This window comes from candidate division KSB1 bacterium (assembly GCA_034505495.1).
In the GTDB taxonomy this organism is placed as follows: Bacteria; Zhuqueibacterota; Zhuqueibacteria; order Residuimicrobiales; family Krinioviventaceae; genus Fontimicrobium_A.
Window position 1 is genome coordinate 31,561 of record JAPDQV010000024.1, and the last position, 22,329, is coordinate 53,889.

Sequence of the window (22,329 nt, forward strand, 5' to 3'; positions counted from 1 at the left end):
AAAGGACAGCCGTATCAAGCCGATCATTATTCGCGGCCCCGACGGTCTGCCGACCTTTTATCGCGACGTTGCGGTACTGGCCATGCCGGATCGCTCTGTCTTGGCGGCGAACGACATTATCGATTTGACGAAGCATTATCGCGACGGCCGGCTGCAATGGCGCGCGCCGCGCGGCCGTTGGAAGATTGTACGCTATGTCTGCACCGGCACCGGCCAGCCGCTCATGCGCCCCAGTCCCAACTCCAACGGCCTGATGATCGACCATTTCAGCGCCGAAGCGACGGCGGAACACATCCTCTTCTTTATTCGCCGCCTCGAGGCGGAGCTGGGCGATCTGTCGAAAACCGCTTTGAAATACCTCTATACCGACAGTTACGAGGCCAATACGGCTGCCTGGACGCCCAAGCTGCCGGAGGAATTTCGGCAAAGAGTCGGCTATGATCTTACGCCTTATCTGCCGGTTCTGGACGGCAAAACCGTAATCAGCAAAGAGATCTCGGAGCGCTTTTTATTTGATTTCAAAAAGGTGCTTTCCGATCTGATCATCGAAAACCACTATCGACTGGCGACGGAGATCTGCAGCCGGTACGGCCTCGGCTTCCGCGCCGAAGCCGGAGGGCCCGGGCCGCCCGTGCACAACTGTCCGTTCGAATCCCTGCGCTCTTTGGGCGTCTGTTCGGTGCCGCGCGGCGAGTTTTGGTACCAACATCCCGCAGGCGAAAAGCACATGCAGGAGCTGCAGATCGTCAAAGGTCCCGCAAGTGCGGCGCATCTCTATGGGCAGCCGCAGGTCGAGGCGGAAGCCTTTACCAGCCTGTGGATGTGGCAGCGCGGTCCCGGCGATCTGAAGGAGGTCGCCGACAAGGCGATGTGCGAAGGGTTGACGCGCTTTGTCTATCACACCACCCCGCATATTCCGGCCGAAGCCGGCCTGCCGGGATGGATCTATAATTTCGGAACCATCATCAACACCACGCGCGTTTGGTGGCCGCTGTCGCGCGCCTTTCACGATTACCTGGCGCGCTGCTGCTTTTTACTGCAGCAGGGTCTTTTTGTCGGCGATGTACTGTTCTATTACGGCGATCAGGCGCCGAATTTCGTATCGCCGAAGCATATTCCGCCTGATTTGGGTTACGGCTATGACTATGATGTCTGCAACTCGGATATTATCCTCAACCGCTTGACGGTGCGCGACGGCAAATTGGTTTTGCCGCACGGCCAAAGCTACCGCCTGCTGGTGCTGCCCAATCAGGAAGCAATGAATCCGGATGTTTTGGAAAAAATCGCCGCCCTTGTAGAACAAGGCGCCGTGGTCGTCGGACCCAAGCCGAAAAGGTCGCATAGTTTGGCAAATTGGCAGGAAAATGATCGGCGGGTACGACTTTTTGCCGACAAACTCTGGAAAGGTACAATGAATCGCTTCGGCAGAGGAAAAGTGTATGCAGCCGGCAATTTGCGCCGTATCCTGCTGGAAAACGGCATTCTGCCGGATGTTCAGGTACACGGCGCAGCTTCCACGGTGCTCGATTTTATTCATCGGCAGACCGATGACGCCGACATTTATTTTTTCCGCAATACAACCGGAGACGAGATCGACGTCGATATGACGCTGCGGGTTTTCGGCCGCTGCCCGCAGCAGTGGAATCCCGAAACCGGCACCGTCCGCCGATTGCAGGCATTTCAGCAGACTGCCGAGGGCGTAAGGCTACCGCTTCGTCTCTCGGCTTGGGGTTCCACGTTTATTATCCTACGTGAGGAAAAGGCGCAGGCGATAACTGTACAGACCGACGGGGCCTCGTTTCCGCGGCAAGAAGGCGTAAAACCGCGGCGCTATGAACTGTTTGACGATCACTTTTTCACTTGGGAAAACGGCGAATTTGCGCTGCAATTTAAGGAACAGGCGCCGCTGCACCTTCGCGTCAGTACCGTGCGGCAGCCGCAGGCGATTGCTGGTCCCTGGCAGGTGCGGTTTCCGCACGGCTGGGGGGCGCCGACACGGATCGAATTTCCGGAACTTATCTCATGGACAGAGCACGAAAATGAAGGTATTCGCTACTTTTCCGGCATTGCCGAATATCACAACACCTTTGCCTTACCGTGGGCGCCGCCGGGCGAGCTGCCGCCGGTCAAACTCGATCTGGGTCGTGTATCCAAAGTCGCGCGCGTGTGGATAAACGGCCATGAAGCGGGCACGCTCTGGCATGCGCCGTACGAGATCGACATCAGCCGATACGTTCGCGCCGGAAAAAACTACCTGATGGTCGAAGTTGCCAACGTCTGGAACAATCAGCTCGTCGGCGACGCCAGGCGTCCTCCCGAACAGCGCCGCACCAAGACCAACATCACCCGCGGGCCGAACCCCTGGATGACGCCGTGGCAGGACGTACCGCTGATCGAATCGGGACTGATAGGGCCGGTGGTGCTGAGATTCGGGAGAAAAGTGCGGATAAAGTAGGAACCCGCCTTCGGAAACTGCCTCTCTCTCGAAGAACAGGCCATTGGCAAGGCCGAAAAAATCAGAATGCGGTCTTTGCAATGCCCGTTGGTGCAGCTTCAGCTATGGAGCCGATCAGCACGCGTTTTCGTTGTTATCGACTTGCAAACGTATCGTTAAGAAGCCTGTTAAAGAGGCGGAGAGCTTTGCGTCGAATCGAATAATGGAATCAGCCCGCCGCAGGGCGGTGGTTTACGGCGGGCCGATTTATTTATTTCAATAATAATGAAGGCACGATCTGCCTCTCACCTTCCGCCGTCAATTTGATAAAATATACGCCGCTTGAAAGAGATCGTCCTTCTTGATCCGTTCCGTCCCAGTGCAGCTCATGTCTGCCCGGCTGCACAAGGGTTTCCGACAGCAGGATTCGCACGAGCCGACCGTGTGCGTCATAGATCTCCAGAGAAATCCTCGCCGGTCGATTCAGCGCAAAAGTGACGCTGGTTGAGGAGTTGAACGGATTCGGATAGTTATAAAGATTGTATTTCTGCGGCACTTGCGGCTGAGCAGCCACTTGCGAAGACACGCGATAACTGTAAACCTCTCGGCTGCGATTGCGCCATTCGCCTTCAAAGACTTGTTCCACTACTTCGACCGGCTGATTCTCCTTATTGAATAAAGTCATGATCCGCTCGACGTCCGCCCATGCCGCGCCGGTCCATTCCTGCCAGACCCAAAGCGTTTCATTTCCGGCTGCGTCATGGGTTAACAGCTGTCGATGATCATTAACCCAACCGGCGCCGTTCCACCGTTGATCGATAATTTCCGCAGCTTGGCCGGTTCCATCATAAGCCCATAATGTTCTTTCAGTAGGGAGAAAACTCAAGGAAGCAAAATCAAAGGTAAAGTCGGTCCGCACGAGCACTCGACCGCTTGCATCGTATTCGTAGGTATTTTTGGACACCGGCATAGTGGTGCCGGTATCCATTACCCACTCATGATACCTTTCAACAACCCAGCCCTTGTCATTATTGACGTAGAGAACATTCTGCATGTGTTGCCAATAACTAACCTGCCATAAAAAGTGCTTTTCCTTAATAAGAAAAGCATGGTCATCATAGACATATTCGATTTTTGAACTGGCTTCAACAAAGCCGTCATTGTTGGTATCGAGGTGGGTAATGGTTTCCGCCGTTTTTCCGTCGGCACGGAAAGAAGTCATAGTGACCATGTGTTGAAACCAGGAGCCGTTATTATAGCGTTCATAAGTCATCTCTGTTATCCGCCCCGCTTCGTCCCGTTTGGTCGTCATCCGCTCCTGAGGCAACCACTGCGTTCCGTTCCACGTCTCGATCAAGTAACGCAGGAGGGCGGATTGTTTGAGATCCAATTCCATGGTTTGCCTGTAACGATCCGCCCAGGCATTGTTCTGCCATTCCTGTTCGAGGATCTCGACAATCAGCACCAACTCATTATTTATTTTACTGGTGCTGCCGATCAGTCGTCGAAAAGAGGGCAGCGCGGCTTGATTCGGAAGCTGATCAAGGAAAACAACGGGATAGGGATTTCCCTCCTTGACGAGAACCGAAGCAGACTTTTTATCTATTGCATTGGAGACAGCAGAAAGCATCAGAATGATTGCGATCGGCAAGAAAAAAAAGACCTTCAGGCCACCACTCGTCCATTTTTTCATGGAACTCTCCTCCTTGCTTCATTTACCCCTTTTTGATCAACATTTCGGGTTTTTTCACAGTATGATTGATTTGATCAATTCAACAAAATTTAAATTCAAACATTCCCTGCCGCTGTATTCAGCAATAAAAAATTGGTAATAAGCGAAGGTGCTGGAATAAAAAACGCAAAACAATGCAGATTTTGGCCTTTTGTAAGCGCAGGTGCGGCATACAAGGGAGCGATGCATCGGCTGACGGCCGATAGGGACGACGGTACGTCAATGGCCGAAACTTTAAAGCCTTCCGGTTTGCAAAAAGCGAGTGTACTTTTTCTTAATCGCAGCAATACGAAAAAAAAACCTTTGACATTGAATAATTATTAAATATATTTATTCAATTAATTAATTTATTACCTAATCCAATTTGGAGGATGTCATGAAAAATTATTTCAGAGTTTTTGCTGCTTTTGTCATCTTTTTTCTTGCAGCTTCCGTCGCCATTGCGCAGACGGTCGGCGTCAAAGTCGATGACAATACCGCGGATGCGCAAAACTATTACAATTCAGCTCCCAATCAAATTTTTGTCGATCCGGAGACAAAAAAGGTCTATCTCGGCTATACGTGGAGCGACGACCCGGAATGGCAGACTTTTACCGCGCGAATCAACAACGTTACCGATAATATCAAGACCGATCTGCCCACCAAGGCGGATTACGGCTACGGTTTGCCCGACATTCGCAAAGGCAAGGATGGGCGATTGTTGGTCGGCGCGGTTTCCGGAGCCCAAGGTTGGTTCTACTGGTCGAATTGGGCAAACGGCGTGACGATGTTCAAAGAAACCGGCGTCGGCACGGCGCAATTCGACAGCACGGCCTGGTTCGATGAAAATCCGGCCGGCGGCGCAGCGAGCAACCTCGCCTGCTGGCTGCAGGTCGACGACAACGGCGTCATTCATTGGCTGGCGTATGACGGATGGGGCTACATCTTTCTCTACAAGCGTTCGACCGACGGCGGAAAGACCTTCAGCCCGGCCGTCATTATCGGCGGTGCCTATGCCGCATCGACTTCCATCGACATTCAATTTCTCGGCGGCGACTACCCGTTCGGTGCTGCGCTGGCGAGCGACGGCAAAGGCAAAGTCGCCATTGCGGTACTCGATCAAGGCGGTGACGTTTATTTGGTCGAATCCACAGATCAAGGTGAGACCTGGCCGGAGACCGCAACCAACATTACCAATTTCGGCGACGGCCTGATCGACGGGTTCGGCGGTTATGAAACGCCCAGACCGGATCGTTTTATCGATGCGCTTTACGATAAACACGGCAATCTGCACCTGGTTTGGGAAGCAAGCTATTTTCTGGATGATACGCAGAAAGATCAGCGACATCCCTGGCCCAACGCCGGAGCCGACGCTCCTTACCTTGCCGATTTCAAGCCGGTTCTGCAGCATTGGAGCCCGCAGACCGGCGTGACGACGGCTGCAGTTTCTAAAGCGCCGCAGAAAGATTTGGACGCCGCCTATCGCTTAATGAGCGGGCGATCCCGCGGCTGCCTCGTTTCTTCGCCCACACTGGCGTATGATGCCGAAAAAGACATCCTCTATGTCGGCTATGTTCAGTACGACGAAGAGCACGGCAAATTCACCGATCCGGCAAATGATCCCTACGGCGAATCCGTAGCCCGCTTTGTCGCTTACGGTGATCTCTACGTTGCCGCCAGCCTTGATCACGGCACATCCTGGACAACACCGGTCAATATAACCAACACCCCAACATTCGATGAGCGCTGCTTTGTACTCAACGAACAAGTCGTCGACGGCAAGCTGCATGCGATGTTTATGGCCGATGAACAACCCGGCTTTGAGTTTTTCGGCTATCTGCCGTCAGTCGTCTCCAGCGTCTACTATTATGCTTTTGAAGCGGATAAAATCGTTTCAAAAGTGAGCGATCAACAAGCTACGCCTATAAAGGATTTCGAATTGTATCCCGCTTACCCCAATCCGTTCAATTCCGCCGGTACGCTCCGCTTCTTTGCGGCGCAAACGGCTCATGTCGAGTTGGCGGTGTACGATATCAACGGCAACAAAATCAAGACACTGCTTAATCAGCAGGTTCCCCAGGGTGCGCATTCCATTCGCTGGGACGGCACCACGGACCGCGGCGAATCAGTAAGCAGCGGTATTTATCTCTTCCGCCTGAAAACCGAATCAGGCACTTTGACGCAAAAATTGACCCTGCTAAAGTAAGACACAAAAACCCCGAAGCAGCCGCTTCGGGGTTTTTTGCTTTCTAACAGCCTGCAAATCTATCAATTAATTTCTTTTTTCATCAAAGACCGTCTGGCCGGAAAACCCCATCCGACAAGGACAATCTTTCAGACGAGCAGATCAGCAGAAGAAAGCACTTTAACCGCCGTCCCAAACCAGACCGACCTGATGCCGGGCAACATCCTCACCACGCCTGCCGACTCAAAACGTCCGGCCGATCCTTTCCCGGCTCCAGCGGCCGCAGGCGAATGGTGTAGCGGTATTCTCCCGGCTTGACGCGGTACGGCTCAAGCGTCTTGATCGGTGTGCCGCCGACGCCGGTAACTTGATGATCGAGATAAAGGTGAACTCTCCCATCCTTCTGCAGCTGCGGAGGATACCACGCGCGGTCAAGATTCTCCAAACTGTATAGATGAGCACTAACGTTTAGGAGTTCTTTCCCGCAAATAAACCAGCCGAATCCGTTGCGATCAGTCAAAGTCACCCATCGGACGTCTGTCTTGTTGCCGTTGTCCTGCGGAATAAGGTAAGGCACGAATTGCTCCTCGACACTGCCGCTGTAAATGCCGATTTTGGCGCCTTTTTTTCGATCGGGATAAGTTTCAAACGGCCCGCGGCCGTACCATTGCATTTGATCCAGCTCGCCGGGCAGGACAAGCCGCAAACCGACCCGCGGCAGCCATTCAGGCTGTTCCCCTAGGCAGTTCAGCTCATGAGTCAATTGAATCTCGCCGTCGGGAAATATGGCGTAAAAGTAACGATTCAAAAAGGCGGCGCTGCAGCCGTCTGCAGCGGCTTTGGTACGAATTTCTATTTTGACGGCATCTCCTTCCTGCCGCCAAGTCAGGCTTTCCACTTGATGCTGCAGGCGATCCAGGCCGGCGCGGCGGTATTCTGCCGCAATGCAGCGCGGGCCCCAATCGTTTTCCAATTCATTAGAGATCGGCGCCCGCCAGACATTCATCTCCGGCCCCAGCACCATTTGCGTGCGGCCGTTGCGGCGAGCACCGACCAATCGGCCGAGTGCTTTATCGAATTCATACTCGAAAAACGAACCGCGGATGGTCAACCGTTCCGGCTCATCGAACACCTGCAGCGGCGCACCCTCATGAACAGCAGTGAGGCGCGGGGGCAGGTCGTCGAACGGCAGCGGCAGCTGTTCCCAAGCGACCTCATGCCCTTTTTCCGCCCATCGAGTCGCCTCCGGCAGCGTAAAAGAAATCAACAGCCGATACTCGCATCCCGGCTGCAGCCGAGGCTTGGTATACGGAAACCGAACCACTTTGGTCTGACCCGGCGCCAGATCGATGCGCATGCCGCCGCCCTGCAGAGTTTTGTCGTCGGCCTGCAGCTTCCAAGTGCAGACCAATTCGTTCAAGTCGGTAAAGGCGTAGCGATTGGTCAGACGAACATCTCCTTTTCGCCAATCCGCCCATTCGATTTGGATGGGCTGCGGCACTTTTTTCAACTCATACAGTTCCGGCTGAACGCGGCGGTCGGGCCAGACGAGGCCGTAGGTGCGGCCGCCGATGCCGAGACTGAAGAATTCACCGCGCGTCTCGATTTCCTCGAAATCAAGACTGAGTACTGCCCCTCGCGCCGTATCCTCCATTAATTCTCGCGGATCGACGGCACGATCGTAAATGCGAACCTGATCGATGACCGCGTTGCACAACTCGCCGTCATGCTCCTGACCGTGGCGCTCGGTGTTTTTGCCGATCGCCACCGCATAAGCGCTATAGTCCAGCTTGCCGGCGGCAGGGGACTCGCCGACTCCTCTGCCGTCGATAAAGAGGGTCAGCCTGGCGCCGTCATAGACGGCAGCGACATGATGCCAGCGATAGGGCCAATCGCGCGGCACGGGCGCCTTTACCGCCATGCGCCGGCCGCTGTGTACATAAAACTCGAGCGTGTCGCGATCGACCTGCTCCAATCCGAAGCAGTGGTCGCCTTTGGTGATAAGCGGACAACAGCCGTTCCAGCGTCGCGGATAAACCCACAACGACAGGCTAAGCTGGTCGCCGCGGAGGTCCAGCCTCGGGTCACGATAGATTTCCACCCATTCATCGTGGCCGCTGAGGGCAATCGCTTTGCCGACGCGACCGGTGACCAGCCTTGCATTGCCCATGACGAATCCTTCCGGCAGACCGGAATCAGCTTTGACGAACCTTGCCGGCTGCAGAATGCCCGGACTCACCCAGTCCCATACGGCGCCGCCGCTCAAACGGGGATATTTCCAAATCGCATCCCAGTATTCGGTGAGCAGTCCAAGACTGTTGCCCGTGGCGGCCTGATATTCGTCCATAAACGAGGGCCGAGGATCCTTGGATTTCGGAACCGGCGCCACATTTTTAACAAGGTCCTCCGGCGACGGATAGCGCGGACCGACGATGTCCTCGAACCACAGCAGATCGTCGTTCCCGCCGTACATCCAGATGCGGGTGGGATCGATCTGCTTTCCCGCATGAATTACTGCCGCAATGTTGTCGCCCGAGCCGCTCTCGTTACCGGCGCTCCAAAAGACGATGCAGGGATGATTGCGGTCGCGCCGCACCATGCGCACAGCGCGATCCACGTACATCGGCCGCCAGGCCGGATCTGCAGACAAATATTCGGTCGCGTGCGCCTCGTCGTTGGTCTCATCGACGATATACATGCCCAGCTCATCAGCCAAATCCAGGTATTCGACGTTCGGCGGATAGTGCGAGGTGCGCACCAAATTGATGTTGAACTGTTTCATCAGCGTCAGATCACGGCGCATGGTCTCAATGTCCATGGTGCGGCCGGTGACCGGATGATGCATGTGACTGTTGACGCCGTTGAACTTGACCGGCACGCCGTTGATGCAGACGGCCTGATCGATCACCTCCACCTTGCGAAAGCCGAAGCGTTTGGCATGCGCTTCGACGACGCGGCCGCCGGAATCCAACAGTTCGAGCGACACGCGGTACAAATTGGGCTTTTCCGCCGACCACTTGGCCGGATTGTCGACTTTTTGTCTAACCTTCACTATGCCGTCGGCGCCGATGCGGCGGACGATCGGCTGCTTGAAAACCGGCCTGCTGTCGTCATCGTAAAGATTAACGCGCAGTTGATGCCCTGACGGCGAACCCTTAAAAGCGCGCACCTCCGCGTCGACCATCAGGTCGGCGTCGCGATAGTTGCGGTCCAAATCACAGCGGATAAAGAAATCATGGAGATAAACCTGCGGAACGGCGAGCAGGTAGACGTCGCGAAAAATCCCTGACAGCCGCCACATGTCCTGGCATTCGAGATAGGTACCGTCGCTGTAGCGAAGCACCTGCACGGCCAGCAGATTGTCGCCATCGACCAAATAATCGGAGATGTCGTACTCGGAGGGTTCCATGCCGCCGTCGTCATAACCGACCCATCGACCATTGACATAAATGGTCGCGGCCGATTTCACGCCTTCGAAATGCAGCAGAATGCGCCGGCCTTTCCAGAGACTTGGAATTTGAAAGGTTCGGCGGTAAAGTCCTACCTCATTATAGTCGGAAGGCGGATTGGGCGGATCGGCCTTGAACGGCTGATGGACATTGCGAAACTTGGGATGGCCGTATCCCTGCATCTGCCAGTTGCCCGGCACGCGAATTTCGCCCCAAGCAGAGGCATCGAATTCAGGCTTGTAAAAATCCGCCGGCGATTCTTCCGGAATCGGCGCCCAGTAAAATTTCCAGACGCCGTTGAGAAGCTGCAGATAAGGCGACTGCTTGTACGGCAGCTCGAGCGCCTGCCGCACATCGTCGAAAGGCGCCGACGGCGTGCGGGGATCGAGCTGATTGCGCGCAAACACTGCCGGATTTTCCCAGTCGCGCAGCGGCACCGATGCCGCTGTCGCCGTAGCAAGGATCATCAGCAAAAAAAACATCCGTTTCATGGCGTCCTCCCGCAATGAATCCTTTAACTGCAGGCTGTAACTCCCAATAGGCTTTTTACCAAACAAACGCCGGACGGCCTCCGGAGGGAGGATCCGGCCGGCGTTTCTCTCTTTACGTCTCGGACAGCGGATATGCCTCAGATCAAGCCGCGTTTCTTGAGCAACGGCGTAATCTCCGGCTCGCGACCGCGGAAACGTTTGTACAGCACCATGGGATCTTCGCTGTTGCCGCGTTCAAGAATGTTTTTGCGAAACGAGGCCGCCGTTTCCGGATCGAACAGGCCTTTTTCTTTGAACGCTTCGAAAGCATCGGCGTCAAGGACTTCGGCCCAAATATAGTTGTAATAGCCGGCCGAATAGCCGCCGCTGAAAATGTGCTGAAAATAAGTGCTGCGGTAACGCGGAATGATCTCTTTAATCAGGCCGATCGACTCCATGGTCTGTTGCTCAAAGGCGTTCACATCGGCAATGCGGGCCGTATCCGTGCGGGTGTGATAGGCCATATCGAGCAGCGCCGCGGCCAAATACTCGACGGTGGCAAAGCCCTGATTGAAATGCCGCGCGGCGATGATCTTGTCGATCAGCTCATCCGGCATCGGTTCGCCGGTTTGATAGTGTTTGGCAAACGATTTAAGAACCGTCGGTTCCTCGGCCCAATTTTCCATGATTTGCGACGGCAGTTCGACAAAGTCGCGGGTGACGTTGGTTCCGGCCAATGAAGGATAAGTGCAGTCCGAGAGCATGCCGTGCAAAGCATGACCGAATTCATGATAGAGGGTCAGAACTTCGTCCAAGGAAAGGAGCGAGGGCGTGGTTTCGGTCGGTTTGGTAAAGTTCATGACGATGGAAACGACCGGCCGAACGTCGCGACCGTCACGGCGCTGTTGCGTGCGGAATTCAGTCATCCAGGCGCCGCTGCGCTTGCTCGCGCGCGGGAAAAAGTCCATATACAGAACAGACAAGTGACGGCCGTCGGCGTCCTTGACTTCATAAGCCGTTACGTCGGGATGATAGACTGGAATATTCTCCAAAGGCGAAAAGCTCAGACCGTACAGTTTGCCGGCAACCTCGAACAAACCGGCAACAACGCTCTCCAATTTGAAATAGGGTTTGAGTTCTTCTTCGCTTAAATTATATCGCTGAGCGCGAATCTTTTCAGCATAATACCACCAGTCCCACGATGCGAGCTGAAATTTCCCTCCTTCCGCCTCGATCAGCTTTTGCATATCGGCGGCTTCAGCCTTGGCGCGCGCCAGGGCCGGCGGCCACAATTGATTCAGCAGTTTGTAGACGTTTTCCGGCGTCTTGGACATATTTTCTTCAACTACGTAGGCAGCGTGGTTAGGGTAGCCCAAAAGCTGCGCGCGTTTTACGCGCAGAGATACAATCTCCGACAACACCGCTTTATTGTCATTCTCATTGTCGTTATCACCGATGTGCATCCAGGCGGTGTAAAGCTTTTCCCGCAGCTCGCGCTTGGGCGAGTATTGCAAAAAAGGAATCCAGCTCGGCTTGTGCAGGGTAAAAACCCATTTGCCTTCATGTCCGGCAGCCTTGGCATCGTCAGCTGCTTGAGCAATCAGCCAATCGGGAAGGCCGAGCAGATCGGCCCGATCTTCGATTACCAGCTTGAAGGCATTGGTCTCGGCCAGCACATTGTCGCCGAATTTTAAGCTGAGTTTGGCCAATTTCTCATTAATGGCGCGCAGCTCCTGCTTTTTGTCATCCGGCAGATCGGCGCCGTTACGGACAAAGTCTTTATAGGTCTTTTCCAGCAGCCGACTCTGCTCCGGCGTCAAATTCAACGAGGCGCGTTGCTCCCATACCGTCTTGATCCGCTTGAACAAATCAGGATTCAGGGTAATGTCGTCGTAATGCTTTGAAGTCAACGGCGCCAGCTCGTTGGCAATTTTCTGCATGACGTCGTTGGTATGCGCAGAGTGCAGATTGTAAAAGACGTTTTCAATTCGATGCAAAAGTTCGCCGCTGTAATCCAACGCCGCGATGGTGTTTTCGAACGTCGGCGCCTCCGAGTTGCGGGCAATGGCGTCCACTTCCTGTGCATGACGCTTCATCGCCTCCTGAAACGCCGGCAGATAATGGCTTTCCTTGATTTCCGCAAACGGCGGCACTCCAAAAGGCGTATTCCAGGCCTGCAATAGCGGATTCGACGTTTTCGTACAAGAAGCAAGCAGCATAACTCCCATTCCCATTGCAAGTATTCGGCTTTTCATATAAACTCTCCTTATGCAAAAGGTTTCAATTTCGCGACTTGGAATTTATCATTTAAAGGGAGAAAAAAAATAAAAATCCATACTGTAAAAGCGCTACTGAAACGGAACAGGCGGGTCAGCGCAGCAGGTGCTGTCGGCAGCCGTATTGATTTTGGAGGCCATGAAATCTTTCTCTGGAAATTCAAAGCCGGTTTTGATAATTTAAAGGCATAAGCAGGCATTTGAGAGGATGACCAATGCAGGAGCGCAAAGTAAAGTGGGGAATTCTGAGCACCGCAAAAATTGCCGTTGAAAAAGTGATTCCCGCCATGCAGCAGAGCAAATGGTGCGAGATTGTCGCGATCTCTTCCCGAGAGGAGCCTAAAGCGCGCGAAACGGCGGAAAAATTGGGTATCCGCAAGGCCTATGGTTCATACGAGGCTTTACTCGCGGATCCGGAGATCGAGGCCGTCTATAATCCGCTGCCCAATCATCTGCATGTTCCGTGGACGATTCGCGCGCTCGAGGCCGGTAAGCACGTTCTCTGCGAAAAGCCAATCGGGTTGAACGCCGCAGACGCAGAGACACTGCTGCAGACGGCGCAACGTTTTCCGCACCTCAAAGTGATGGAAGCGTTCATGTACCGCTTCCATCCGCAATGGCGCAAAGCCAAAGAACTTGTCGAAGAAAAAGCAATCGGAGAGCTGCGCACAATCCAGACTCTATTTTCGTACCATAACGACGATCCCGCCAATGTCCGCAATCAGGCCGACATCGGCGGCGGCGGTTTGCTCGACATCGGCTGCTATGCCGTTTCCTTGTCGCGTTGGCTGTTCAATGAGGAGCCGAATCGAGTTTTCGGCGTGCGGCAAATTCATCCTCAGTTTAAGGTCGACGCCCTAACCTCCGGCATTCTGCAGTTTTCCGCCGGAACCGCGACGTTTACGGTCGGCACGCTGCTGCAGCCCTATCAGCGGGTACAAATTTTCGGCACCAAAGGGCGCATCGAAATAGAGATCCCCTTTAATGCACCGCCGGATCGTCCGACTCGAATTTGGCTGCAGTGCGGCGGCGAGATGCAGGAAATCGTCTTTCCGATCTGCAACCAGTACACGCTGCAGGGCGATGCCTTTAGTCGCGCCGTTCTTGAAGATCAGCCGGTGCCGACGCCGCTTAAAGACGCCGTCGCCAACATGCGCGCGCTCGATGCCTTGGTCGAGGCGGACGAGACGGGTAAATGGGTGGAAGTGTAATACATTATTCGGTCAAAGGTCGAAGGTCCAAAGTCTAAAGTCAAAAAGTAAAGGACAAGACATGAAAGTCTTTGCATGCATGATATTATTGGCCTGTTTCGCGGCGGCCGAGGAACCGGTCGCGACCTTTTCCATCGTCGGTCACGATCCGCAGACCGGTGAACTGGGAGTGGCGGTGGCGTCGCGCTTTTTCGCCGTCGGTTCGGTGGTGCCGTGGGCCAAGGCGGGGGTCGGTGCCGTGGCGACACAGGCCTTTGCCAATACCACATACGGCCCTAAAGGGCTCGAGCTGCTGGCGCAGGGCAAATCGCCCGAACAGGTGATCGCGCTGCTGACTGCAGCCGATGATCATCCCGAACGACGTCAGGTAGGCATTGTCGCGGCGGACGGCCGATCTGCCACTTATACTGGCACCGGCTGCAATGCTTGGGCAGGCGGACGCAGCGGGCCGCACTACGCCTGCCAGGGAAACATCCTCGTCGGCGAAGCAGTGACGGCGGCCATGGAAAAAGCTTTTCTCGAAACGAAAGGGACGTTGGCGGATCGGTTGTATGCGGCGCTGTTGGCGGGCGAAAAGGCAGGCGGCGATGCCCGCGGCAAACAGTCCGCCGCTCTGCTGGTCGTGCGGGAAGGCGCCGGTTACGGCGGCTATACCGACCGCGCCATCGACATCCGCGTCGACGATCACCGCGAACCGCTGCGTGAGCTGGGTCGACTGCTCAAATTGGCGCAGCTTAATTACGCCTGGAACGACGCCTGGACGCTTTTTACCAAAGGTAAAAGCCGAGAAGCTCTGCCTTTTATGGAAAGAGCAGCCCAAATCGATCCCAAGCACCCTGAAGTACAATATGATTTGGCCGTCATTCGCCTGGCTGCGGGCGACCCGACCGGCGCGCTGCAGGCGCTGGAGCAGGCCGTCAAGCTGAACCCCAAGCTCAAGGCCCAGGCGCGCGTCGACGACGATCTGGCGGCGCTGCGCGCTCATCCCCGCTTCAAGGATATTATCAAATGAACAAATGGGATGAACGCTACCGCCGCGAGGAATATGTTTACGGTCGTGAGCCGAATGAATTCCTCGTCCAGGTCCAGCCGCAGATTCCAATGGGACGGATCCTCTGTTTGGGAGAAGGCGAGGGCCGCAACGCGGTTTTTTTGGCTGAAAAAGGTTATGACGTAACGGCAGTCGACCTCAGTCGCGTCGGCTTGGACAAAGCCGAACGGCTGGCGGCGGAACGGAGCGTTAAAATCCGGACCCTTGTCGCCGACCTCAAAGATTTTGTCATTGAACCGCGGGCCTGGCAAGGCATCGTGTCCATCTTTTGTCATTTAGAACCGCAGCTGCGGCGCCGTGTTCTTCGCGCCTGCATCGAAGGGCTCATCGACGGCGGCGCTTTTGTCCTCGAAGCCTTTACGCCCGATCAACTGCGCTACGGTACCGGCGGTCCCAAGACGCTCGATCTGCTTTATACCTTGGCAGATCTGCGCATCGACTTGTCGGGATTGGATCTTTGCATCGGCAGAGAGACGGTTTGCCGAAGAGTGGAAGGCATCGGTCATACCGGCGATGCCGCCGTTGTTCAAGTGCTTGCCTTCAAAAACAGATCTTTTGCAGCCCGTTGAATGGGCAGGTCATGCAAGGGGTTTTTAATCGAAAAGAATCAGTTTTAAGCAAATGAGGAGGAACGAAACATGTGCGAACCGATCCGCATCACCGTGAAAAAGAACGGACCTTATATCGTCGAAGGTGACTTGGATTTGAGAGACGGTGAAGGAAACCCCATAAAAACGGAGGGCACAGTTTATCTTTGCCGTTGCGGCGGCAGCAACAACAAGCCGTTCTGCGACGGCACGCACCGCAAAAACAATTTCGAGGGGTAAAAAATTGGGACTACTGAAGCAGCCCTTCAGCAGTCCCAATAAATCTCGAATTACAGCAGATTCCCGTCGGCGTCTACGGCTCTGATCTCGCCGAAACCGAGCGCCTTGATCGGTTCCTCGATCTTGCTGCGGTCGCCGACGATCACCCAGATGAGCGCCTGCGGCTTCACGGCGGCTTTAGCGGCTCGGCGGACATCCTCAACCGTCATGGCGCGCAGCCTGCCGGGGTACTTTTGAAAGTAATCGTCCGGCAGGTTGTATTGTACAATTTCCGCGGCCGAACCGGCTATGCTGCTGATCGTTTCCCATGAACCGGGCAGTCCGAGCAGCACATTGGACTGCGTCTTAAGGAACTCATCCTCCGTCGGCGGCCGATCGCCGACGATACCTTCCAACTCTTTCTTGATCTCGACCATCGCTTCGGCGGTTTTATCAGCCTGCACCGGACTGTAGCTGACGTACATCCGCTGGCCTTTGGCGGCGATCACCAACGAGCGCGCGCCGTATGTCCAGTGTTTATCCTCGCGCAGATTCATGTTGATGCGCGAGGTGAAATCGCCGCCGAGAATGTTGTTCATCAGATCGACCGCCTCTTCCAGCTCATTGGCGCGCGGCAGCGTCAGATGACCGGCAAAAATAACCGACTGCAGCGAACCCGGGCGATCGACGATGTAAACGGCGCTCGGCTTGTCCTGAACCGGATCGATTTTTTTCTTGGGCACCTCGCCGGGTTTCCAGCTCTTGAAAAGATTTTCCAGCAGCGGCTTAACTTCGGCCATCTTCACGTCGCCGACAACGATTAGGGTCGCATTGTTCGGCTTGAACCAGGCTTGGTGGAAATCGACCAGTGTTTTGCGGGTCATGCGCGAAACGGATGCCTCGGTACCCGAACCCGTGAGCGGCTTTCCGTAGGAATGGTCGCGGCCGTACAACAGCCCGGGAAATACGCGCAGCGCCATCTGCACTGGAGTGACTTTTTCGCGCTGGATCCGCGCCAGAGTTTCCTTTTGCAGGCGCGCAAACTCGCCTTCAGGAAAAACAGGATTGAGGATGACGTCGGCAAACAGGTTCAAAGAAGGCAGCAGATTTTCTTTAAGCGCATTGAGCGAAACCGTGCACACGTCGAGGCTGGATCCGGTGCCCAGCGAGGCGCCGAGCATCTGCAGCTCCTCGTTGATCTGGAGTGAAGTTTTCGACTTGGTGCCTTCATCGAGCATGTCCATGGTCAGCCGAGCCGCTCCGGGCAAATCCGCCGGATCGGCGGCATAGCCGGCATCGACCAGCAGCTGAAAGTTGACGACCGGAATGGTGTGCCGCTCGATGAGCACCACCTTGAGTCCGTTGGTCAGCTCGGTGCGCTGTAGAGACGGAAATCCGGCTTGGGGCGGTTCTCCCGGCTCAGGCAGTTTGGAACGATCGACGGCGGATTCCTGCGCTGAGGATAGCTGGGGATAAGGGAGAATCGTCAGCACGTAATCGCCGTCGCTCAGCCATTTGACGGCGGCGGCCTTTAGATCAGCGGCGGTCGCCTTCTGTACTCGGTCCAGCGTCACTTTATAAAAATCGGGCGAACCGGCAAAGGTCATGTTTGAAGCCAGAATGTCGCTCTTGCCGCCGAATCCGCCGATGCGTTCGATGCCGCGTATGAACGAAGCGCGATACTGCGTTTTGATGCGCTTGAGCTCCTTTTCGGTGGGTCCGGTCTTGAGGAATTTCTGCAGCTCTTCATCGACCGCTTTTTCGACCACGCTCAACTCCATGCCGGGCTTGGCGGTCGCGACGATGGTGAACAAGCCGGCAATCTCACGCAGATCCACATAGGCGCTGACGTCCGTCGCAATCTGGTCCTGATAGACCAGCCGTTTGTAGAGCCGCGAGTTTTTACCGGAAGCAAGCACATCGCTAACCAGATCCAAATAGGTTCCCTCCAGACTCCCCCATTCGGGTATGTTCCATCCCCGATACAACCGCGCCTGCGGTACGCGATCCTGCGCCGTCTGGCGATGCGTGCCGGTGCGTTTGGCGATCCAGACTTGATGTTTGGCGATCGGCGGTCCGGGCGGAATATCGCCGAAGTAGCGCTTGACTTTTTCATAAGCGATCTCGGGGCTAATGTCGCCGGCAATCACCAAAACCGCGTTATTCGGGCCGTAATAGGTTTTGAACCATTGATGGACATCATCAAGCGAAGCAGCGTCCAAATCCTCCATGGAGCCGATCACCGTCCAGGAGTAAGGATGTCCTTTGGGAAAGCAGGCCGTGGTGATCAGCTCTTCAGCGATCGCATAAGGTTCATTTTCATACTGACGCTTTTCGTTCTGCACCACGCCGCGCTGCTCGTCCAGTTTGGCCTGGGTGACGGCGCCGAGCAGGTGTCCCATGCGATCCGATTCCATCCACAAAGCGATGTCGAGAGCCGAAGTCGGCACGTTCTGAAAATAATTGGTTCGGTCCTCGCTGGTCGTTCCGTTGAGATCCGTGGCGCCGATGCGCTCCATGGCTTGGAAATAGTCGTCATCGAAATTCTCCGAGCCGTTGAACATCAAATGCTCAAAGAGATGCGCAAAGCCGGTCTTGCCGGGCTTTTCATTCTTGGAACCCACATGATACCAAATGTTGACGGCGACAATCGGCGCTTTATGATCCTCGTGCACCAGCAGCGTCAGACCGTTGTCGAGAACGTATTTGGTGTAAGGGATATCGATGTCCGCCGCCGGCAGCGCCGTCACGACAATAAAAAACAGCATGAGAAACCATGAAACCCGTTGTAATGCCATATCAACCTCCTAGATAATAATGCATAAAATTCGGTTGAAACTCGTACGTCGAAAAGAGGGCAGAGTTTCAAGCTCTACTTATTTCCGCAGCTCGCGCTTGAGGAATTGGCCGGTATAGGATTCGGCTACTTCCGCCACCTGTTCCGGAGTGCCCTCGGCAACGATGCGACCGCCGTCGTCACCTCCTTCCGGACCCAGATCGATGATCCAATCCGCCGTTTTAATCACATCCATATGATGTTCGATGACCACGACGGTATTGCCTTTATCCACCAGTCGGTTGAGCACCGCCAGCAGCATGTTGGTGTCCTCGAAATGCAGGCCGGTGGTCGGTTCGTCGAGCAGATAGAGAGTGCGTCCGGTGCTGCGCCGCGACAGTTCCGCCGCCAGCTTGACGCGCTGCGCTTCACCGCCGGATAGAGTCGTCGCCTGCTGGCCAAGCTTGATGTACCCCAAGCCGACGTCATAAAGAGTTTCCAATTTGGAACGGATCATCGGGATTTTGCCGAAAAATTCCAGCGCCTGCGAAACGGTCATCTCCAACACGTCGGCAATGGACATGCCTTTGTATTTGATCTCCAACGTCTCGCGATTGTAGCGCTTGCCCTTACACACCTCGCAGGTCACATAAACGTCCGGCAAAAAGTGCATTTCGATCTTGATGATGCCGTCGCCTTCGCAGGCCTCGCATCGTCCTCCTTTGACGTTAAAGCTGAAGCGGCCGGGACGGTAGCCGCGAATTTTGGCTTCAGGCAGCTGCGAGAAAAGGTCACGGATCGGCGTAAAGAGACCGGTGTAGGTGGCGGGATTGGAGCGCGGCGTGCGGCCGATGGGAGACTGATCGATGTCAATGACTTTATCGATGTTTTCGACTCCCTCAAGGCTTTGATAAGGCAGCGGCGGCTCCTTGGCGTTGTAGAAATGCCGCTGCAGGGCGCGAAAGAGCGTTTCCTTGATCAGCGTGCTCTTGCCGCTGCCGGAGACGCCGGTAATGCAGACAAAGGTGCCGAGCGGAATGCGCAGATCGACGCCCTTGAGGTTGTTTCCGGAAGCGCCGCGCAGCGTCAGAAAAAGGCCGTTACCGCTGCGCCTCTTGGCCGGCATGGGGATGCATCGTCGACCGGCCAGGTAATCGCCGGTGATCGAGGCGGTATTGGCCTTGATCTGCTCGGGCGTGCCGGCGGCAACCACGCGGCCGCCGTTTTCGCCGGCGCCCGGTCCCAAGTCGATGAGATAATCGGCATGCTCCATCGTCTCCTGATCGTGCTCGACGACGATCACCGTATTGCCGAGGTCGCGCAGTTTGAGCAGCGTATCGATAAGCCGCTTGTTGTCGCGCTGATGCAGGCCGATCGACGGCTCGTCGAGAATGTACAGCACACCGACAAGCTGCGAGCCGATCTGCGTCGCCAGGCGGATGCGCTGCGCCTCGCCGCCGGAAAGCGTGCCCGCCGCACGATGCAGCGTCAAATAGTCCAAACCGACATTCTTCAGAAAGCCGAGTCGTTCGCGAATCTCTTTGAGAATTTGATGTGCAATCAGCCGTTCCCGCTCGCTCAATTCAAGTCGCTGAAAGAATTCCGCCGCTTCTTTGATCGACATGGCGGTGATGTCATAAATGTTCTTGTCGCCGATGCGCACGGAAAGCGATTCCGGCTTTAAGCGTGTCCCATGGCAGACCGGGCACTCGACGACGTTCATATAGCTCTCGATCCAGTCGCGGATGTATTGGGAATCGGTCTGTCGATAACGACGCTCCAGATTGCCGATGATGCCTTCCCACTTGGAACGGAACGTGCCGCTGTGGGCGCCGTTACGGGATTCGTAACTGAAAGCGATTTCCTGTTCGGTGCCGTGCAGCAACGCATGACGACACGTTTCACTCAGCTGATCAAAAGGGGTGTCCAGCGTGTAGCCGTAGGATTCGACCACACCTTTGGCGATGGTGATGTACCATCCGTCCTTCAATTCCCCCCAAACCTTGACCGCACCCTGGTTAAGCGACAGCGACTTGTCCGGAACGATCAGGTCGGGATCGATTTCCATTTTCGTGCCCAGACCGTCGCATGCGGGACAAGCGCCGTAGGGCGTGTTGAAGGAAAACATGCGCGGCGTGAGCTCTTCGTACGAGATGCCGCAATCTACGCAGGCAAACTTTTCGCTGAACAGCAGCTCCCGCTCGCCCGGAATGTCGACGAGCAACAGACCTCCGGCCAGCTTGAGCGCCGTCTCCACCGAGTCGGTCAGCCGACTTTTGATATCCGGCTTGACGATCAAACGATCGACGACAATCTCGATGTTGTGTTTTCTCTGCTTGTCGAGAACGATCTCCTCTTCGAGCTCACGCATTTCGCCGTCCACGCGCACGCGCACGTAACCGTCGCGCTTGGCTTCGGCAAAAATGTCCTTGTATTCGCCTTTGCGGCCGCGCACGATCGGCGCCAAAATCTGGATCCGCGTTCCTTCCGGCAACCCCAACACGGCATCGACGATCTGTTGAACGGTCTGCCGCTCGATTTTTTTGCCGCACTGATAGCAGTATGGAACCCCAATCCGCGCAAAGAGAAGGCGGAGGTAATCATAGATTTCGGTGACCGTGCCCACCGTGGAGCGCGGATTTTTGGCCGTGGTGCGCTGCTCAATGGAGACGGCCGGCGACAAGCCTTCGATGTAATCGACATCCGGCTTTTCCATAAGACCTAGAAACTGCCGCGCATAAGCCGACAACGATTCCACATAGCGCCGCTGACCCTCGGCGTAAATGGTATCGAACGCCAAAGACGACTTGCCCGACCCTGATAAGCCGGTGATCACCACCAGCTTGTTGCGCGGTATTTCTACATCAATATTCTTGAGGTTATGCTCGCGCGCCCCCTTGATGATGATTTTATCTTTTTCGGACATGCTTTGCTCTTGAAAAGGCAATAAATATATAAATCATTTCACTGAAAGAAAATCTAATTATAGAACAATTGCAGAACCTTTAGGTGATCAACTATTGCCTTTGTTGCAAAAGTTCAATATTATTCTTTAATGATTCAAACTGATTGAAACGCCTTTTTCTTTCGTCTTTGCGCCTAGTATACTCTACGGTTGCCGGTTTTGCATACTATTTGGAGGATAAGTGTGTTTTGCGTCGCTTAAAAAATTCTTATGCCAATTGGCTCTGATGATACTGGTTCTATCTGCAAAACTTTGGGCGGACGACGTTTGGTGCGCCCTGCATCTCCTCGGCGTCGACTCGGACGAAAAATTGGCGGCGATCGAAAAGCAGCTGCCGGCGTTGCGGCAACTCGGGGTCAACGTCTTGGTGGCGGAAGTGGATTACGGTTTCAAGTTTAAATCCCATCCCGAGCTGCGCGGCTCGAAAAATCCGATCACGAAAGGCGGAGCGCGGCGCTTTACCAAAGCCTGCCGCAGGCAAAACATCCTGCTGATACCCCAATTCCAATGCTTCGGCCATCAGTCATGGGCCAAAGAGACGTTTCCCCTGCTTACCCGCTATCCGGAATTGGATATCACCCCGAAGGCCTTTCCCAATAATGAAAGGATCTATTGCCGCGAATGGGATCCAATGAATCCGCGCGTCTATGAAATCGTCTACAAGTTGATCGACGAACTGCTCGATGCCTTTCAGGCAGACTATTTTCATGTCGGCATGGATGAGGTCTTTCTCATCGGCCATGAGCTTTCGCCTTCGACGCGCGGGAAGGATCCGGCCGAAGTGTTTGCCAAAGCCGTTAACGATCTGCACCGCCACATTGTGCGCAAACGCGGCAGGCAGATGCTGATGTGGGGCGATCGGCTGATCGACGGCACCGTCTTCGACTATGGTGAATGGGAGTCGTCGAAAAACGGCACCGCGGGCGCCGTCGACAAGATTCCCAAAGACATCATCATCTGCGACTGGCACTACGAGCTGCGCGACAGCTATCCCA

12 protein-coding genes are annotated in these 22,329 nt (G+C 55.0%); 7 read left to right on the top strand and 5 right to left on the bottom strand.

Annotation, left to right across the window (positions count from 1 at the left end; genetic code table 11):
* The coding region (locus ONB24_10245; protein MDZ7316492.1) for a glycosyl hydrolase at positions 1–2,455 on the top strand (2,455 nt) is incomplete at its 5' end.
* Between the two features lie 250 nt (positions 2,456–2,705).
* On the opposite strand, the gene ONB24_10250 is transcribed toward ONB24_10245, so the two are convergent.
* Positions 2,706–4,127 (bottom strand): T9SS type A sorting domain-containing protein, encoded by a 1,422-nt coding sequence (locus tag ONB24_10250; protein ID MDZ7316493.1) that lies wholly within the window; start codon positions 4,125–4,127, stop codon positions 2,706–2,708.
* Positions 4,128–4,542: 415 nt separating this feature from the next.
* On the opposite strand from ONB24_10250, the gene ONB24_10255 reads away from it, so the two are divergent.
* Positions 4,543–6,351 (top strand): T9SS type A sorting domain-containing protein, encoded by a 1,809-nt coding sequence (locus tag ONB24_10255; protein ID MDZ7316494.1) that lies wholly within the window; start codon positions 4,543–4,545, stop codon positions 6,349–6,351.
* Between the two features lie 205 nt (positions 6,352–6,556).
* Here ONB24_10255 and ONB24_10260 read toward each other — a convergent pair whose 3' ends face one another.
* Together ONB24_10260 and ONB24_10265 are read right to left on the bottom strand one after the other, a co-directional pair.
* Complete coding sequence (locus tag ONB24_10260; GenBank protein ID MDZ7316495.1) at positions 6,557–10,270, bottom strand: DUF4981 domain-containing protein; 3,714 nt, start codon at positions 10,268–10,270, stop codon at positions 6,557–6,559.
* Between the two features lie 137 nt (positions 10,271–10,407).
* On the bottom strand, positions 10,408–12,504 hold the full coding sequence (locus ONB24_10265) for a M3 family metallopeptidase (protein ID MDZ7316496.1): 2,097 nt from the start codon (positions 12,502–12,504) through the stop codon (positions 10,408–10,410).
* A gap of 236 nt (positions 12,505–12,740) precedes the next feature.
* On the opposite strand from ONB24_10265, the gene ONB24_10270 reads away from it, so the two are divergent.
* The 4 genes from ONB24_10270 (at position 12,741) to ONB24_10285 (ending at position 15,614) form a co-directional block, all read left to right on the top strand.
* Positions 12,741–13,736 (top strand): Gfo/Idh/MocA family oxidoreductase, encoded by a 996-nt coding sequence (locus ONB24_10270; protein ID MDZ7316497.1) that lies wholly within the window; start codon positions 12,741–12,743, stop codon positions 13,734–13,736.
* Between the two features lie 61 nt (positions 13,737–13,797).
* Entirely contained in the window at positions 13,798–14,748 is a 951-nt protein-coding gene (locus ONB24_10275; GenBank protein MDZ7316498.1) for a DUF1028 domain-containing protein, read from the top strand.
* A complete protein-coding gene (locus tag ONB24_10280) occupies positions 14,745–15,356 on the top strand; it encodes a class I SAM-dependent methyltransferase (GenBank protein MDZ7316499.1) in 612 nt (203 codons plus the stop codon). Before ONB24_10275 ends, ONB24_10280 begins: the two co-directional genes overlap by 4 nt.
* Before the next feature lie 69 nt (positions 15,357–15,425).
* Complete coding sequence (locus ONB24_10285) at positions 15,426–15,614, top strand: CDGSH iron-sulfur domain-containing protein (GenBank protein ID MDZ7316500.1); 189 nt, start codon at positions 15,426–15,428, stop codon at positions 15,612–15,614.
* 50 nt (positions 15,615–15,664) lie between these two features.
* Here the strand turns inward: ONB24_10285 and ONB24_10290 are convergent, their stop codons facing one another.
* Together ONB24_10290 and uvrA are read right to left on the bottom strand one after the other, a co-directional pair.
* Positions 15,665–18,391, bottom strand: coding sequence for an insulinase family protein (locus ONB24_10290; protein ID MDZ7316501.1), 2,727 nt, complete (start codon positions 18,389–18,391; stop codon positions 15,665–15,667).
* A gap of 78 nt (positions 18,392–18,469) precedes the next feature.
* Complete coding sequence (gene uvrA / locus ONB24_10295; protein MDZ7316502.1) at positions 18,470–21,295, bottom strand: excinuclease ABC subunit UvrA; 2,826 nt, start codon at positions 21,293–21,295, stop codon at positions 18,470–18,472.
* Positions 21,296–21,515: 220 nt separating this feature from the next.
* Between uvrA and ONB24_10300 the strand changes: the two genes are divergently transcribed.
* Positions 21,516–22,329, top strand: an 814-nt coding sequence (locus tag ONB24_10300; GenBank protein ID MDZ7316503.1) for a family 20 glycosylhydrolase, incomplete at its 3' end; no start/stop codon positions are given.

Coding starts and splice junctions, on each gene's coding strand:
- ONB24_10250 (MDZ7316493.1), bottom strand. CDS start 4,127: ATGAAAAAATGGACGAGTGGTGGCCTGAAGGTCTTTTTTTTCTTGCCG.
- ONB24_10255 (MDZ7316494.1), top strand. CDS start 4,543: ATGAAAAATTATTTCAGAGTTTTTGCTGCTTTTGTCATCTTTTTTCTT.
- ONB24_10260 (MDZ7316495.1), bottom strand. CDS start 10,270: ATGAAACGGATGTTTTTTTTGCTGATGATCCTTGCTACGGCGACAGCG.
- ONB24_10265 (MDZ7316496.1), bottom strand. CDS start 12,504: ATGAAAAGCCGAATACTTGCAATGGGAATGGGAGTTATGCTGCTTGCT.
- ONB24_10270 (MDZ7316497.1), top strand. CDS start 12,741: ATGCAGGAGCGCAAAGTAAAGTGGGGAATTCTGAGCACCGCAAAAATT.
- ONB24_10275 (MDZ7316498.1), top strand. CDS start 13,798: ATGAAAGTCTTTGCATGCATGATATTATTGGCCTGTTTCGCGGCGGCC.
- ONB24_10280 (MDZ7316499.1), top strand. CDS start 14,745: ATGAACAAATGGGATGAACGCTACCGCCGCGAGGAATATGTTTACGGT.
- ONB24_10285 (MDZ7316500.1), top strand. CDS start 15,426: ATGTGCGAACCGATCCGCATCACCGTGAAAAAGAACGGACCTTATATC.
- ONB24_10290 (MDZ7316501.1), bottom strand. CDS start 18,391: ATGGCATTACAACGGGTTTCATGGTTTCTCATGCTGTTTTTTATTGTC.
- uvrA (MDZ7316502.1), bottom strand. CDS start 21,295: ATGTCCGAAAAAGATAAAATCATCATCAAGGGGGCGCGCGAGCATAAC.